The following is a 15260-nucleotide window of genomic DNA, read 5'->3' as shown; positions in this document are numbered from 1 at the left end:
CCACGCAGAGCGTGGGAACGATCAAGTCCGGAACAGCCAATTCATTGGCGTCAAAAATATCTGTTCGCAATGATGGCACTTTGTCATAATGCCGGCCCTTTTCAGCCCCTGTACCGCATTGCCGTGCCGGGACACCCCCGTTTTTCAAAAGGATTACCCAGTGAGAATGATCTCCCGGATGCTGGTTTCAGGCGTGGCAATTGCCGTGCTTGGCACCCTTGCCACCACACTCTCCGGTTGCGCCACGGAAAGCTCCCGCGCGCTGCCGGTGGCCAAGGTTGAAAGCGCTTCGCAGATCTGGACCGGCGTTCGCGTGCCAATGGCGGTGGGCAAGTTCGACAACCGCTCCAGCTACATGCGCGGGATCTTCTCCGACGGTGTCGACCGCCTCGGCGGCCAGGCCAAGACCATCCTGATCACTCACTTGCAGCAGACCAACCGCTTCAGCGTGCTGGATCGCGACAACATGGGCGAAATCCAGCAGGAAGCGGCCATCAAAGGCCAGGCCCAGCGCCTCAAAGGTGCTGATTACGTGGTCACCGGTGACGTCACCGAGTTCGGTCGCAAAGAGACTGGCGATCACCAATTGTTCGGCATTCTCGGCCGCGGCAAGACCCAGGTTGCTTACGCCAAGGTCAACCTGAACATCGTCAACATCAGCACCTCCGAAGTGGTTTATTCGACCCAGGGCGCTGGCGAATACGCCTTGTCCAACCGCGAAATCATCGGCTTCGGCGGCACCGCTGCCTACGATTCGACCCTCAACGGCAAAGTCCTCGATCTGGCCATGCGCGAGGCGATCAATCGTCTGGTCGATGGCATGAACGCCGGTGCCTGGAAACCGGGCAACTGATCGACGCCCATTGCAAGGAGCAATACCCATGAATCTGACTTTGTCGCGCTCGCTGATGGCGCTGACGCTGGCCGCCAGCGCCTTGCTGGCCGGTTGCAGCAGCCCGCAAACCCTGTACCAGTGGGAAGGTTACGAGCCCCAGGTCTACGAATACTTCAAAGGCGAAGAGCCGAAAGAGGCGCAGGCCGAAGCACTGGAACGTGATCTGCAAAAGATCCGCTCCACCGGCAAAGCCGTACCACCGGGCTACCACGCGCACTTGGGCCTGCTCTACCTGAGCATGGGCAAGGACGATCAGATGGTGCAGCAGTTCAACACCGAGAAAACCCTGTTCCCCGAGTCCGGCACGTACATGGATTTTCTGCTTAAAAACGCCAAGGCCGGAGTCGTGCAATGATCTCGCGCACCTTGAAACTGCTGGCCGGTGCGCTGGCCCTGACGCTGCTTGGCGGCTGTGTCGCGCCGAAGACCGTGGACTACTCGGCGTACAAACAGGCGCGGCCCAAGACCATTCTGGTGTTGCCACCGCTGAACACCTCACCGGACGTGAAGGCGTCGTACAGCCTGCTGTCGCAAGTGACGTTCCCGCTGGCCGAAGCCGGTTATTACGTGTTGCCGATCGCGCTGGTGGACGAAACCTTCCGCCAGAACGGCCTGACCACGCCGGATGACATTCATCAGGCACCGCCGCACAAGCTGCAGGAAATCTTCGGTGCGGATGCGGCGCTGTACATCACCGTGAGCGAATACGGCACGCGTTACATGGTGATCAGCAGCGAAACGGCTGTGACCGCGACAGCGAAACTGGTTGACCTGAAAAGCGGCACCACGCTGTGGACCGGAGCGGCGCGGGCGTCGAGCGAAGAGGGTGGCAACAACGGTGGTGGCGGTCTGATCGGCATGCTGATCACGGCGGCGGTGAAGCAGATCATCAACAGCTCCACTGATGCCGGTTATCCGATTGCCGGTGTGGCGAGCAATCGCCTGCTCTCGGCCGGGCATCCGGCGGGGCTGCTGTACGGCCCGCGTTCGCCGAAGTACGGCACGGACTGATTACAAGCCCCACTGAGAACCCCTGTAGGAGTGAGCCTGCTCGCGATAGCGGTGTGTCAGACAAGATCAAAGTGACTGACACACCGCTATCGCGAGCAGGCTCACTCCTACAGGGGGAATGCGTTGTTCTGGTTTATTTCGGCGCGGGCCAAAACCGCTCGCCACCCCCCGGTGCTTCCGTCCACGCTTGCAACGAGCGGGTCGGCAGATCGAAGTAATCACGGGTTCGCGCATAACCATGGCCGCCCATGCGCCCGATCGCATCCAGCCCCAACTGATCGATGTACAGCGTCTTCGGATCGATCAACTCATCGCGCACATGCGCCATCAACACCTCGCCAAAAATGATCTCCCGCGACTGGCCGATGTTCAGCGCCATCATCCGTCGGCACTCCAGCGCGACCGGCGCTTCGCCGATCCTTGGGCATTTCACCGTGGTACCGGCAATCGCCGTCAGCCCCGCAGCGGTCAACTCATCGAAACCCGGCGCGAACGGCACGGCGCAGACGTTCATCGCCTCCACCAATGCATCGCTGACGATGTTCACGGTGAATTCCTGGTTCAACTGGATATTGCGCGTGGTGTCTTTCGGGCTCTGATCGCCGTAGTTTTCCACGCCCAAGGCCAGAATCGGCGGGTCCGCCGACAGCGCATTGAAGAAGCTGAACGGCGCGGCATTGACCCGGCCCTCGCCATCGATGGTGGTGACCAGTGCAATGGGCCGGGGCACGACGCTGCCGATCAGGATCTTGTATTTTTCCCGTGGGCTGAGTTGGCTGAAATCAAAACTGTGCATGGCAAAAACCTCTAGGAAAGTGGATCGATGGCGCTCAACGGCGCCTTGGCGCTGTAGTCATCGGCGAACGGAATGGCTGGCTGGAACAGGGTTTTCCAGTCCGGTCGGCCCACGGCCCGGTCGCTGTGGCTGCGCATGAGTTTTTCGTATTGGCGTTGCGCCTGACGTTGCAGGGCGGGGTAGTCGACGCCGTTGACCTGACCGTCGTGCATCACGCAACGACCGTCGATATAACTGGCGATGCAGTCGTCGCCGCGCCCGGCCAATAACAGGTTCTTCAGGGGATCGAACAACGGCCCCAGATGCAGGCCGCGCAGGCTGAACACAGTAATGTCGGCTTTGGCGCCGGGGGCCAGGCGTCCGAGGTCATCGCGACCCAGCGCCCGCGCACCGCCGAGGGTCGCGGCGTTGTACAGATCGAGGCTGCTGGTCAGCGCTGGGCCGCCCTCCATCAACCGCGCGATGTTCAAGCCGTGACGCATGTTTTCCAGCAGATCCGCCGGCCAGGTGTCAGTGCCCAACGCCAGGTTGATGCCTTTGGCGCGATAGCGTCCGAACGAGTTCAACGCCTCGCCATCGCGGGCAAACACCAAAGGGCAATGCACCAGACTCGTGCCACCGTCGACCACTCGTTGCAGGTCGTCATCGCCAGCGGTGTAGATGCCATGCGGCAACAGGCTGCGCGGTGTGAGCAGGTCCAGCCGTTGTAACCAGCTCAACGGCGAATCACCGCGCAACTGCTCAACCATCGTTACTTCGCCGAGCGCCTGACAGCAGTGCAGGCGCATGGGTGCGTTCAGTTCGCGGCTCAGCGCCGAGGTGCGCTGCAGCAATGCCGGCGTGCAGGTCTGGATGCGATCCGGCAGCAGCGCAGCGCGAATCAAACCGTTGTGCGCACCGTCGAAATCCTTGAAGAAGCGTTCAGCGGTATCCAGTCCGGCCAGCCCGCGATCCTCATCCCAGTGATGGGCGAGGGTGCCGTCAGCCTGCCAGTAACTCATGCCGCTCATGTAGCAGGGGCCGAGGTAAGTGCGCAGACCCAGTTCGCCGGCAACGCCTGCCACGGCGGCAAACTCGTCGTAGGTTTCCGCCCACTGGCGGTAGTACATCGAGGTGATCGGCATCGCCGTGGTGATGCCGTTGCGGATCAGCTGGGTGAAGGCGTAGCGGTATTTGAAAACTTCTTCTTCCGGGCTGTAAGTCTCACGCGGGCCAGCGGCCAGATAGTCTGACGACCACATGCGCCCCATGCTGCGCTCGTCGCCGTTATCCAGGGTCAGCACCGTGGAGTCGAGGTCGCCCAGCGCATCCAGATCGATGAAGCCGGGGCCGATCAACGCATTGCCGTAGTCGATCCACTGATCCACCGTCCCCGCGTAACCACGCCCGACGAACTCGATGTGCGACCCGGCGAACACCACTTCGCCGTCGCGCCACAGCACATGCTGCGTGCCGTCGAAACCGACCACGCAACTGGCGCGCAGACCGATGCGTTTCACAGACGGCTGCTCAGCAAGCGGCCACCTTCGGCGATCAAGACACCGCCGCGATAGACCTGACGCAATGGCCGCGCAACCACCGCTTCGCCAAGGGTTTCAACCGGCATCAACAAGAAGTCAGCACGCTGCCCGAGGGCAAAGCCGTAATCCTCGACGCCCAGCGCCCGCGCACCGTTAACCGTGGCCGCCTCGAACGCCGCCGCCAGTTCATCGTCCTTGCCCAGGTCAAAGCGAAACGCCAGCAGCATCGCCCGTTCGAGCATGTCGCCATTACCCATCGGCGACCACGCATCGCGGATGCCGTCAGAGCCCAGGCAGACATTCACGCCAGTCTCATGCAATGCCAGAAACGGCGGCACGGCGGTGTCGGCCGGCGCCGAACTCATCAGCGAAATCCCCAACACCGCCAACCGCTCGGCAACCGGTTTGACCTGACTCCACGGCAGCATGCCGAGGCAGTAGGCGTGGCTGATCATCACGCGGTTTTGCAGGCTGAAACGCTCGGTGTAATCGGCGATCAGCGCGATCTGCCACAGGCCCAACTCACCTTTGTCATGCAGGTGAATGTCCACGCCTCGGCCAAACTCAGTCGCCAGTTTGAAGATGAAATCCAGTTGTGCGATCGGGTCGTTGTCGATGCCGCACGGGTCGAGCCCACCGACGTTTTCGACGCCCAATGCCATCGCTTCACGCATCAGTTCGGCGGTACCGGGGCGGCTGATCAAACCGGTTTGCGGGAACACCACCAGTTGCAGGTCGATGAGGTCTTTGTAGCGTTCGCGCAACTGCTGCATGGCCTCGACGTGACGCAAGCCGAATTCCGGGTCGATATCGACATGGCAGCGCATGGTCAGCGAGCCGCGAGCGATGCAGTTTTCCAGCAGCGCGCCTGCGCGTTCGGCGATGGGTGCGGTCACTTCACGGAGGATGCGGCGTTCGTTGCTGATGTAATCCTTGAGCGTTGGCCCGGCGCTGTTCGGGCGCCAGGGTTGGCCGTAGAGGGTTTTGTCGAGGTGGACGTGGCTTTCGACCAGCGCGCTGGTGAGCAGTTGATTGTGGCCGTCGATGTCGGTGCCGGCCAGCGGCGTGTTGCTGGCCGGGCGGCGCTGGGCGAATCGGCCGTTTTCGATCAGCAGGTCTTCGGCTTGGGCGCCGTAGGGGCGCACGTTGCGGAGCCAGTGTGGCTGGGTCATTTCTTTACCTCTGGTTCAATGGTGTCTGGGCGGGTCTCATCGCTGGCAAGCCAGCTCCCACAGGTGTCGAGGTGTGCCCACTTTCTATGTGCGACACAGATTCCTGTGGGAGCTGGCTTGCCAGCGATGGCCGCACCTCGATTTCAGATCAGGTGATCAACCCTTGAGCTTCGACCAGATCCGGTCCTGCAGCTCCCTTGCCTTGTTGCTGCACTCCTTTTCAGGCCGCAAACGCGAGGCGTATTCCTCAGGCATGTTGATCGCGTCCATCACCTTCCACTTCGGATCGAGCAACGAATCGCTCTGAATCCCGTTGGCATAAGCAATGGCGTTGGACACGGCGGCGGCGTTCTCAGGCTTCATCATCCAGTCGATAAAAATCTTCGCGTTGCCCGGGTGCGGGGCGCTTTTCGGCACGGCGAAGTTGTCCTGGAACATGGCCAGGCCTTCACGCGGATAGACGTACTTGATCGTGCTCTTCTGCAAGGTCGCCCGCGCTGTAGAACCGTTCCAGTTCTGCATCATGATCACCTCGCCCGAAGCCATGCGGTCGACGGTGTTGTCGGAGCTGTACATCTTCAAAAACGGCTTCTGCTTTTGCAGCAGTTCAAGGATGCGCTTGGCGTCCTGCGGGTTTTCGCTGCACTCATCAACGTTCAGATAATGGCTGGCGGCGTTGATCACGCTGCTCGACGTATCCAGCGCGGCGAGCTGGCCTTGCAGCTCTTTGCGCGGTTCAAAGAACTCTTTCCACGAGTCATCCAGTTTGCCGCCCGGCACCCGCGCGCTGTCGTAAGAGAAGCCGGTGGTGCCCCACAGATACGGCGCCGAGAACTTGCGTCCCGGGTCGAAACTGGGATCGCGAAACGGCCCTTTGACGTACTGGAAGTTGCTCAGGCTCGGCGCATCGATTTCCATCAGCAAGTCCTGCTTGATCAGCGTCTGCATGATCGATTGCGACGGCACGATCACGTCATACGCGGCGCCGCCGGCCTGTAATTTGGCGAGCAGGGTTTCGTTGCTGTCGTAACCGTCCATGGTCACTTTGATGCCGGTTTCTTTTTCGAATTTGGCCAGCAAGTCGACCGGGTAGTAATCGGTCCAGTTGTAGAAAAACAGCTCTTTCGGTTCGGCGGCGTGGGCGCCGAACGCGGCGAAACAACTCAGGGCCAGACCGGACATTGCCAGACGCATGCTTTTGCTTTTCATGAACAGAGCGCTCCAGATTTATTGTTGTTTACCGCGTTGGCCCAACCAGAAGGCCAGCACCACCAGGACAATCGAGATCAGCAGCATCAGCGTTGAGATCGCATTGATTTCCGGGGTAACGCCGGCCTTGATCGCCGAGAAGATGTACACCGGCAACGTCGTCGAACCGGGGCCGGCGACGAAGAAGGTCATGATGAAGTCGTCGAGGCTGACCACGAACGCCAGCACCGCACCGGACAACACCGCCGGCCACAACAGCGGCAAGGTCACGCGGCGGAATACTTGCCAAGGATTGGCGTACAGATCGTTCGCCGCTTCGAGCAGGCTTTTGTCCAGATCGTTGAGCCGCGCACGGATCGGCAGGTAAGCGAAGGGAATGCAGAAGCCGATGTGCGCGACGATCACCGTGAGCAAACCGAGCTTGATGCCCAACGCCATGAACAGCAGCAAGGTCGCCACAGCGGTGACGATCTCCGGCAGGATCAGCGGCAGGTTGATCCCACCCTCGACCATTTTCTGTCCGTAGAACGGTCGGTACGTCGCCAGCGCCGCGAGCAGCGCAATCGCCGTGGCGCAGATCGTGGCAATCGTTGCGACGATGATCGAATTGAGCGCTGCCGTCTGGATCGACGGGTTGGCGAGAATCCGCCCGTACCAGGCAAACGAAAACTCGGTCCACACCGTCGCCGAGCGGTTGGCGTTGAAGCTGTAGGCGATCAACACGAAGATCGGCAGGTACAGATAGGCGAGGATCAGCAGGCTGATTTCGCGGGTTGCCGGGAGTTTTTTCAGGTGCAGGGAAATCATGCTTTCGCCCCCCGATGGATGGTCTTCGCCGCATGGCGGCTGTACAGCGCGTAAAGCACCAGCGACACCAGCAGAATCGCCAGCAACAGGAACGACAGCGAGCTGCCCAGCGGCCAGTTGCGCGCCGTGCCGAACTGTTGCTGGATCAGGTTGCCGATCATCAGGGTCTTGCCGCCGCCGAGAATCGCCGGGGTGATGAAGGCACCGAGGCTCGGCACGAACACCAGCAACGCACCGGCAATCACCCCGGGCATCGACAGCGGCAGGATGATTCGGCGCAATGCGTGCCAGCGATTCGCGCCGAGGTCGTAGGCCGCTTCAACCAGACGCCAGTCGAGTTTTTCCAGGGTCGAATAGATCGGCAGAATCATGAACGGCAGGAAGCTGTAGACCAGACCGACACTCACCGCGAAATCGTTGTAGAGCAGGGTGATGCCGCCGGCGCTGGGGAACAGCGCGTTAAGGCTTTGTGCGACCCAACCGTGTTCGCGCAGGATGATCAGCCACGCGTAGTTGCGGATCAGCAGGTTGGTCCAGAACGGAATGGTGATGAGCAAGACCATCAGGTTGCGTCGGCGCGGGGTCAGGCTCGACATCCACAACGCCACCGGAAAACCGAACAGAAAGCACAACACGGTGGTGCCGCCGGCTTGCAACACCGAGCGCAACAACGCTTGCGCATAGACCCAGTTCAGTTCCAGTTCACCGTCAAAACCTTCCTGGAAAAACAGCTGCACATAGCTTTGCAGTTGCCATTGCGCTTGCCAGTCGACGCCGCCATAGGTGTTGCGCGGCAGCAGGCTGATGTAGCCCATGATTCCCAGCGGAATGGCGATCAGGGCGAGCAGGGTCAACACCACCGGGCTGAGCAACAGCGCGCGGTTGAGGGCAGGGGAAGTGCTGCTGACGCTCATCTCAGGCCTCCATCAACAGGCAGGCATGCGGCGGCAGGTGCACGGCGATGCGTTCGCCGACCGCGCGGCTTTGGTTCAGGCCTTCGTTGTTTTCGCGCAGCATGACTTTGATGTCGTTGTTCAGGCGGCACTGGTAGAGCGTCGCGGTGCCAACGTAGAGCACGGCTTCAATGATCCCGCGCAGGTGATGCGGCTCGCTGGCGTCAACCAATTGCGAGCGCTCAGGGCGGAACGCCAGTTGCACGCCGCTGCCGGCAAAGCTCTGTTGCTGACACGGAATTTCGATGGGCATCCCGTCGGGCACGAACAGTTTTTCGTTGTGTTCACCGTGCTTGAGCTGGCCGGGTAGGAAGTTGATGTCGCCGATAAACTGCGCGACAAAATGATGCTTCGGATGTTCGTAGATATCGGTTGGCGTGCCGATCTGCAGGATCTTGCCGGCCGACATCACGGCGATGCGATCGGACAGGGTCAGCGCTTCTTCCTGATCGTGGGTGACGAAAATGAAGGTGATGCCGGCTTCTTTCTGTACACGCTTGAGTTCGACCTGCATTTCCTTGCGCAGCTTCAGATCGAGTGCCGACAACGGTTCATCCAGCAGCAAGACTTTGGGTTTCGGCGCCAAGGCCCGGGCCAGAGCCACGCGCTGTTGCTGGCCGCCGGACAATTGCGCTGGTTTGCGCCCGGCCAGATGTTCCATTTGCACCAATGCGAGCATCTCGTTGACCCGATCCGGTATCAACTTGCGTTCAAGACCCTGCATCTCGAGCCCGAAGGCGATATTCTGCGCGACACTCATGTGCGGAAACAGCGCGTAGCTCTGGAACACCGTGTTGACCCGACGCTTGAACGGCGGCAAATCATTGACCGGCTCTCCGGCCAGACGAATCTCGCCTTCACTGACATGTTCGAAACCGGCGATGGTGCGCAGCAGGGTGGTTTTGCCGCAGCCCGAGGGGCCGAGCAGGGTGAAGAACTCGTTGTCGGCGATGTTCACCGAGACATTGTCGAGGGCTGGCGCAAGGCCGGGATCGTCGGAGTAGCGTTTAGAGACGTTGCGCACTTCAATTGCTATTGGTTGACCCATAATGGTGCAATCCTCTATTTATTGTATGCAATATTTGAATGCAATTTAGAAATACCCGGATTAATCTGCGTGTGCAACCCCCTTTTTCCATGGCCAGGCATCGCCAGGGGCTGGTTGCCTGACGCTAAAGGAGTGTTCGAATGACCGAGAAGAAACTGGAAACCACGGTCGACCGCGTCTACCAAGGGGTTTACGAGGCGATCAGCAAGCGTTCGTTGCGCCCGGGGATGAAGCTGGGCGAGGCCTCATTGGCCGAATTATTTAATGTCAGCCGCACGTCGGTGCGTGCCGCGCTCAAGCAATTGGAGGCCGATGGGCTGGTCACCACCGAGCCCAACAAGGGTGCATCGGTGTCGCTGCCGAGCAACGAAGAGATCCGTTCACTGTTCGAAACCCGCAGGCTGATCGAGATCGGCATCGTCACTGAACTGTGCCGACGCAAGGACAGCGCGGCGATGCAGGATCTGCGTGAACACTTGTTGCTTGAAGATCAAGCCCATGCGGCGGGCGACCACGAACGGCTGATTCATCTGCTCGGCGAGTTCCACATCAAACTGGCGCGCAGCCTGAACAACCCGGTGTTGCTCGACTGGTTCCAGAAGCTGATTTCCCGCGCTTCGCTGTACGCCGCTGCGCTGGACGACGACAGTCATGAAGTGTGCCGCGACGACGAGCATTTGCGCTTGATCGAATACATCGAGGCGGGCAATCAGAGCGCTGCCATCGAGCTGACCTGCATGCATTTGAACGGCATCGAGAAGGCCATCCTCGACGTCGCCGCGAAGATGAAAACTGGCTACCATCCGCTCAAACACCTGATCGGCGTCTAGGCCCCGGACGGAGATGAAATCGGCTATACCTCTAATGAAACCAATGCGACTGAAGACGCTCGAAACAGACGGGCGTCGTGTCGTTCAGGCGGCGAGGTTTACGGGACAACCAGTACAGGACACTGAGTCAGGCGATGCAGTTTTTATCCGATAGCCATGGTTGTGAAGGCTGGAAAGGCGAAATGGCCGGGCGCATCAGTGCGTTCGACTGGGGCCACACCGAACTTGGCCCGCTGAACAGTTGGCCAGCCAGTCTGTGCAGCGCCGTGCAATTGATGCTGGCGTCGCCGCTGCCGATGGTCATGCTCTGGGGCCGTGCCGGCTACATGATCTACAACGATGCCTATTCGAAATTTGCCGGGGGCCGCCATCCGTATCTGCTAGGCGCGCCGGTCGAGTTGGGCTGGCCGGAAGTCGCCGATTTCAATCGGCATGTGGTCGATACCTGTCTGGCCGGCGGCACCTTGTCGTTTCGCAATAAAGTCTTGGTGCTGTTGCGTGACGGCGTTCCGGAAGATGTCTGGCTCGACCTTTATTACAGCCCTGTAGCCAATGATGACGGCAAGCCGGCCGGGGTGATGGCGATGGTGGTGGAAACCACTGAGTTCGTGATCTCGGAGCGCCTGCGCCAGGAGGCGGAAAACGCCTACCGCGCCGACAACGAGCGGGTACGTCTGGCGTAGAATGCCGGGGCCTTGCTTGGCTCTTTCGTCTGGGACGTGAGAAACAACACGCTATCAGCCGATGAACGTTTCACCCGTACGTTCTCCTATCCGCCGGATCAGGACTTGAGCAATCTCGCTCAGGACATTGCCGAGTCGCGCATTCATCCCGATGACCACGCCTGGGTGCAGGAGCGGGTCGCCCATTGTGTGCAGACCGGTGAGCCGTATAACGCCGAATATCGGGTATTGCGCAGCGATGGCAGTTATCTGTGGGTGCTGGCCAGCGGTGGTTGCGAGTTCGACGAGCAGGGCGAGCCACTGCGCTTCCCAGGCGTGTTGATCGACATTCATGAACGCAAGATCGCCGAAGAATCCCTGCTCAAATTCACCCGCAACCTTGAACAGCGCGTCGGCGAAGAAGTCGAGGCGCGACTGGCGGCCGAAGAGCAATTGCGCCAGTCGCAGAAGCTCGAAGCCATTGGCGGTCTCACCGGTGGCGTTGCTCACGACTTCAACAACTTGCTGCAAGTGATCGCCGGCAATCTGCATTTGCTCGCCCGCCACGAACCGGACAATGCCAACGTGCAGCGCCGCGTCAGTGCCTCGCTGGCGGCGGTCGAGCGCGGCGCCAAGCTGTCCTCGCAATTGCTCGCGTTTGCCCGGCGCCAGCCGTTGTCGCCGGCAGTGTGCAATCCGCGGCAGATCTTCGAAGGTGTCGGCGAATTACTGCAGCGAGCGCTGGGCGAAACCATTCAGATCGATGTGCAACTGCCGCAGCAACCGTGGCATATCAATGTCGACCGCAACCAGTTGGAAAACGCCATTCTCAATCTGGCGATCAACGCCCGCGATGCGATGAAGGGCGAGGGCACCATTGCACTCAGCGCCGCCAACGTGCGCCTCGATCGCGAGTTCTGCGCCGGTAAAGGCATCGTCCCCGGCGAGTTTGTCCGCGTTGCCGTCAGTGACACCGGCGCCGGCATTGCGCCAGGCATTCTCGAGCAAGTGTTCGAACCGTTTTTCACCACCAAGGCCGACGGCCAGGGCACCGGGCTGGGCCTGAGCATGGTGTTCGGTTTCGTCAAACAGAGCGGTGGCCACGTCGAGATCGTCAGTACCGTTGGCGAGGGCACGCGGGTGCAATTGTATTTTCCGCGTAGCTTGCGACCGATCCTTGATGAGTCACCCAATCTGCAAAGGCAGCAGAGTGGTGGCCACGAGACGATTCTGGTGGTCGAAGACAACGACGCGGTGCGCGCCTCGGCGGTCGAGTTGTTGCGTGAGGAGGGTTACCGCGTGTTGACCGCCGGCCACGGCGATGCGGCCATGCAAATGCTCCTCGAAGGTGTCGCGGTCGACCTGATCTTCACCGACGTGGTCATGCCGGGGCTGATCAAAAGCTCCGACCTGTTCGCCTGGGCCAAGGTGCAGACGCCGCCGGTGGCGGTGCTGTTCACTTCCGGGCACACCCGCGACATTATTTCGCGCAATCACCAACTCAGCCCCGACACGCATTTGCTCGGCAAACCGTATAGCCCGGAGGCCATGTTGCAGATGATTCGCGTGGTGCTCGGTAGCTGAGCGTTGAACATTCCTTCACCAAGGCAGGTCGATGACTTCCAAACGTACCTCCAAAGCGCCCGCCGGCATGGTCCGGGTACGTGGCGCGCGTGAACACAACCTGAAGAACGTCGACGTCGACATCCCCCGCGATGCGCTGGTGGTGTTCACCGGGGTGTCCGGTTCGGGCAAGTCGTCACTGGCGTTTTCCACCTTGTATGCCGAAGCCCAGCGCCGCTACTTCGAATCGGTGGCGCCGTATGCGCGGCGGCTGATCGATCAGGTCGGCGTGCCGGACGTCGATTCGATTGAAGGCCTGCCGCCGGCCGTGGCCCTGCAACAGCAACGCGGCACGCCGAGCACGCGCTCGTCGGTGGGCAGCGTTACCACGTTGTCGAGCCTGATCCGCATGCTCTATTCGCGCGCCGGCAGTTATCCGCCGGGGCAGCCGATGTTGTACGCCGAGGACTTTTCGCCGAACACCCCGCAAGGCGCCTGCCCGGAGTGCCATGGCATCGGCCGTGTCTATGAGGTCACCGAGGCGCTGATGGTGCCGGATCCGAACCTGACCATTCGCCAGCGCGCCGTGGCGTCCTGGCCGTTGGCGTGGCAGGGCCAGAACCTGCGCGACATCCTTGTGACCATGGGCATCGACGTCGATATCCCGTGGAAGAAACTGCCGAAAAAGCAGCGCGACTGGATCCTCTTCACCGAGGAAACCCCGACCGTGCCGGTGTACGCCGGGCTGACTCCGGAAGAAACCCGCGTCGCCCTCAAACGCAAGATGGAGCCGAGTTATCAGGGCACTTTCACCGGCGCCCGCCGCTACATCCTGCACACGTTCAGCCATTCGCAAAGTGCGCTGATGAAGAAGCGCGTCTCGCAATTCATGCTCGGCAGCCCTTGCCCGTTGTGCGATGGCAAGCGCCTGAAGCGCGAAGCGTTGTCAGTGACGTTTGCCGGGTACGACATTGGCGAGTTGTCGCAGATGCCGTTGTTGCAAGTGGCCGAGGTTTTGAAACCCGTGGCAGCGCAAAGTTATCTGGAGCACGCCGAGGAAACCGGCGAGACCTTGAGCCACGCGCAAACCCGCGAAGCCCGCCAGCAGCGCGTGGCCCATGGTGCCAGCGGGCATGGCAGTGCGCCGGATGTGCGACACACGCCGAACCTGTCGCTGGAAAAACGCTTGGCGGCGCAGCGCATTGCCGAGGATTTGCTGGAACGGGTCAGCACCCTGACCGATCTGGGCCTCGGTTATCTGGCGCTGGAGCGCAGCACACCAACGCTATCGTCGGGTGAGTTGCAGCGCTTGCGCTTGGCGACGCAGTTGGGCTCGCAATTGTTTGGGGTGATTTACGTGCTCGACGAACCTTCCGCCGGTTTGCACCCGGCCGATGGTGAGGCGCTGTTCGAGGCCTTGCAACGCTTGAAGGCTGACGGTAACACGCTGTTTGTGGTCGAGCATGACCTGGAAACCATGCGCCGCGCTGACTGGCTGATCGATGTCGGCCCGGCGGCGGGGGAAAAGGGCGGGCAGGTGCTGTACAGCGGCCCACCTGCAGGACTGGCCGCGATCGAACAATCGCAGACTCGCGCGTATCTGTTTGCCGAATCGCAACGCCAGACAAGAACGGCGCGCAAACCGACGGCGTGGCTGAAACTCGACGGAATCACCCGCAATAACCTGAACAACCTCAGCGCTGAATTCCCGTTGGGCTGCTTCACCTCGGTGACCGGCGTCTCCGGTTCCGGCAAGTCGAGCCTGGTCAGTCAGGCCTTGCTGGAACTGGTCGGCGCGCAGTTGGGGCGTCCAACAGTGGAAAGCGAACCGGAAGAACTCAGCCTCGAAGACGACGCACCGCAGCTCAGCAGCGGTCAGGTTACGTCTGGGCTGGAGTCGATCAAGCGACTGGTGCAGGTTGATCAGAAGCCCATCGGCCGCACGCCACGTTCCAATCTGGCGACCTACACCGGACTGTTCGACAACGTGCGCAAGCTGTTCGCCGCGACCCCTGAAGCACGTGAGGCGGGCTATGACGCCGGGCAGTTTTCCTTCAACGTCGCCAAGGGCCGTTGCGCCACGTGCGAGGGGGAAGGCTTTGTCAGTGTGGAGTTGTTGTTCATGCCGAGCGTGTATGCGCCATGCCCGACCTGTCACGGCGCGCGCTACAACCCACAAACACTGGCGATCCTGTGGGATGGCTTGAGCATTGCGCAGGTGCTGCAATTGACCGTCGATGAAGCGGTAACGGTGTTTGCCGAGCAACCGGGGATTCGCCGTTCACTGGAAGTGCTGCGTGACATCGGCCTGGGTTATCTGCGTTTGGGTCAGCCGGCCACAGAGCTGTCCGGCGGTGAAGCACAACGCATCAAACTGGCCACCGAGTTGCAGCGCAACCAGCGCGGCGCAACCTTGTATGTGCTGGATGAACCGACCACCGGGCTGCATCCGCGCGATGTTGATCGGCTATTGGAACAGCTGGATACGTTGGTGACGGCGGGGCATACGGTGATCGTGGTCGAGCACGAAATGCGCGTGGTGGCGCAGAGTGACTGGGTGATCGACATCGGGCCGGGGGCGGGGGATCAGGGCGGCAGGATTGTCGTGGCGGGCACGCCGCAGAAGGTTGCGGCGAGCAAGAAGAGCAGGACGGCCCCGTTTTTGGCGCGGGCCTTGAGCCGGTAATTGCGGTGTTCCGGCTGGCCCCACAGGTTTTTGTGGTGTGAACTGGATAACAGAACACACAAGCCCCCTGTGGGAGCGAGCCTGCTCGCGAAAGCGGAGTGTCAGTCA

At 60.9% G+C, this 15260-nt stretch carries 12 protein-coding genes and 1 pseudogene; 6 read left to right on the top strand and 7 right to left on the bottom strand.

The annotated features are described in order from the left end of the window. Window positions 1–166: 166 nt before the first annotated feature. The 3 genes from AK821_RS00830 to AK821_RS00820 are packed head-to-tail and all read left to right on the top strand — an operon-like array spanning window position 167 to window position 1906. A complete protein-coding gene (locus AK821_RS00830; RefSeq protein WP_161806640.1) occupies window positions 167–853 on the top strand; it encodes a CsgG/HfaB family protein in 687 nt (228 codons plus the stop codon). A 28-nt stretch (window positions 854–881) separates the two neighbouring features. After that, on the top strand, window positions 882–1250 hold the full coding sequence (locus AK821_RS00825) for a DUF4810 domain-containing protein (RefSeq protein WP_064387696.1): 369 nt from the start codon (window positions 882–884) through the stop codon (window positions 1248–1250). Beyond that, a complete protein-coding gene (locus tag AK821_RS00820; RefSeq protein WP_064387695.1) occupies window positions 1247–1906 on the top strand; it encodes a DUF799 domain-containing protein in 660 nt (219 codons plus the stop codon). Before AK821_RS00825 ends, AK821_RS00820 begins: the two co-directional genes overlap by 4 nt. A gap of 133 nt (window positions 1907–2039) precedes the next feature. On the opposite strand, the gene AK821_RS00815 is transcribed toward AK821_RS00820, so the two are convergent. The 7 genes from AK821_RS00815 to AK821_RS00785 all read right to left on the bottom strand — a co-directional run bounded on the left by AK821_RS00815 (window position 2040) and on the right by AK821_RS00785 (window position 9411). Continuing rightward, on the bottom strand, window positions 2040–2702 hold the full coding sequence (locus AK821_RS00815; protein WP_064387694.1) for a flavin reductase family protein: 663 nt from the start codon (window positions 2700–2702) through the stop codon (window positions 2040–2042). Between the two features lie 11 nt (window positions 2703–2713). Next, a complete protein-coding gene (locus tag AK821_RS00810) occupies window positions 2714–4201 on the bottom strand; it encodes an amidohydrolase family protein (RefSeq protein ID WP_064387693.1) in 1488 nt (495 codons plus the stop codon). Continuing rightward, window positions 4198–5394, bottom strand: coding sequence for an amidohydrolase family protein (locus AK821_RS00805; RefSeq protein WP_064387692.1), 1197 nt, complete (start codon window positions 5392–5394; stop codon window positions 4198–4200). Before AK821_RS00805 ends, AK821_RS00810 begins: the two co-directional genes overlap by 4 nt. Before the next feature lie 156 nt (window positions 5395–5550). After that, a complete protein-coding gene (locus AK821_RS00800; RefSeq protein WP_064387691.1) occupies window positions 5551–6603 on the bottom strand; it encodes an extracellular solute-binding protein in 1053 nt (350 codons plus the stop codon). A gap of 18 nt (window positions 6604–6621) precedes the next feature. After that, entirely contained in the window at window positions 6622–7410 is a 789-nt protein-coding gene (locus AK821_RS00795) for an ABC transporter permease (protein ID WP_064387690.1), read from the bottom strand. Further along, on the bottom strand, window positions 7407–8324 hold the full coding sequence (locus AK821_RS00790; RefSeq protein ID WP_064387689.1) for an ABC transporter permease: 918 nt from the start codon (window positions 8322–8324) through the stop codon (window positions 7407–7409). The genes AK821_RS00795 and AK821_RS00790 overlap by 4 nt, the downstream gene beginning before the upstream one ends. 1 nt (window position 8325) lies before the next feature. Then, window positions 8326–9411, bottom strand: coding sequence for an ABC transporter ATP-binding protein (locus tag AK821_RS00785; protein WP_064387688.1), 1086 nt, complete (start codon window positions 9409–9411; stop codon window positions 8326–8328). A 140-nt stretch (window positions 9412–9551) separates the two neighbouring features. Here AK821_RS00785 and AK821_RS00780 point away from each other — a divergent pair, with 140 nt between their 5' ends. The 3 genes and pseudogenes from AK821_RS00780 (at window position 9552) to AK821_RS00770 (ending at window position 15152) form a co-directional block, all read left to right on the top strand. Then, window positions 9552–10241 (top strand): GntR family transcriptional regulator, encoded by a 690-nt coding sequence (locus AK821_RS00780; protein ID WP_064387687.1) that lies wholly within the window; start codon window positions 9552–9554, stop codon window positions 10239–10241. 134 nt (window positions 10242–10375) lie between these two features. Continuing rightward, a pseudogene (locus AK821_RS00775) lies at window positions 10376–12487 on the top strand (ATP-binding protein). Window positions 12488–12518: 31 nt separating this feature from the next. Next, window positions 12519–15152, top strand: coding sequence for an excinuclease ABC subunit UvrA (locus AK821_RS00770; RefSeq protein WP_064387686.1), 2634 nt, complete (start codon window positions 12519–12521; stop codon window positions 15150–15152). The last annotated feature ends 108 nt before the right edge of the window (window positions 15153–15260 follow it).

It is taken from the genome of Pseudomonas sp. RIT-PI-r, assembly GCF_001297015.1.
GTDB lineage: Bacteria > Pseudomonadota > Gammaproteobacteria > Pseudomonadales > Pseudomonadaceae > Aquipseudomonas.
This window is presented reverse-complemented; position numbering and strand designations above follow the sequence as displayed.

Bases quoted from the DNA above. Each gene is read 5' to 3' on its own strand.
- AK821_RS00830 (WP_161806640.1), top strand. From the start codon at position 167: ATGATCTCCCGGATGCTGGTTTCAGGCGTGGCAATTGCCGTGCTTGGC.
- AK821_RS00825 (WP_064387696.1), top strand. From the start codon at position 882: ATGAATCTGACTTTGTCGCGCTCGCTGATGGCGCTGACGCTGGCCGCC.
- AK821_RS00820 (WP_064387695.1), top strand. From the start codon at position 1,247: ATGATCTCGCGCACCTTGAAACTGCTGGCCGGTGCGCTGGCCCTGACG.
- AK821_RS00815 (WP_064387694.1), bottom strand. From the start codon at position 2,702: ATGCACAGTTTTGATTTCAGCCAACTCAGCCCACGGGAAAAATACAAG.
- AK821_RS00805 (WP_064387692.1), bottom strand. From the start codon at position 5,394: ATGACCCAGCCACACTGGCTCCGCAACGTGCGCCCCTACGGCGCCCAA.
- AK821_RS00800 (WP_064387691.1), bottom strand. From the start codon at position 6,603: ATGAAAAGCAAAAGCATGCGTCTGGCAATGTCCGGTCTGGCCCTGAGT.
- AK821_RS00795 (WP_064387690.1), bottom strand. From the start codon at position 7,410: ATGATTTCCCTGCACCTGAAAAAACTCCCGGCAACCCGCGAAATCAGC.
- AK821_RS00790 (WP_064387689.1), bottom strand. From the start codon at position 8,324: ATGAGCGTCAGCAGCACTTCCCCTGCCCTCAACCGCGCGCTGTTGCTC.
- AK821_RS00785 (WP_064387688.1), bottom strand. From the start codon at position 9,411: ATGGGTCAACCAATAGCAATTGAAGTGCGCAACGTCTCTAAACGCTAC.
- AK821_RS00780 (WP_064387687.1), top strand. From the start codon at position 9,552: ATGACCGAGAAGAAACTGGAAACCACGGTCGACCGCGTCTACCAAGGG.
- AK821_RS00770 (WP_064387686.1), top strand. From the start codon at position 12,519: ATGACTTCCAAACGTACCTCCAAAGCGCCCGCCGGCATGGTCCGGGTA.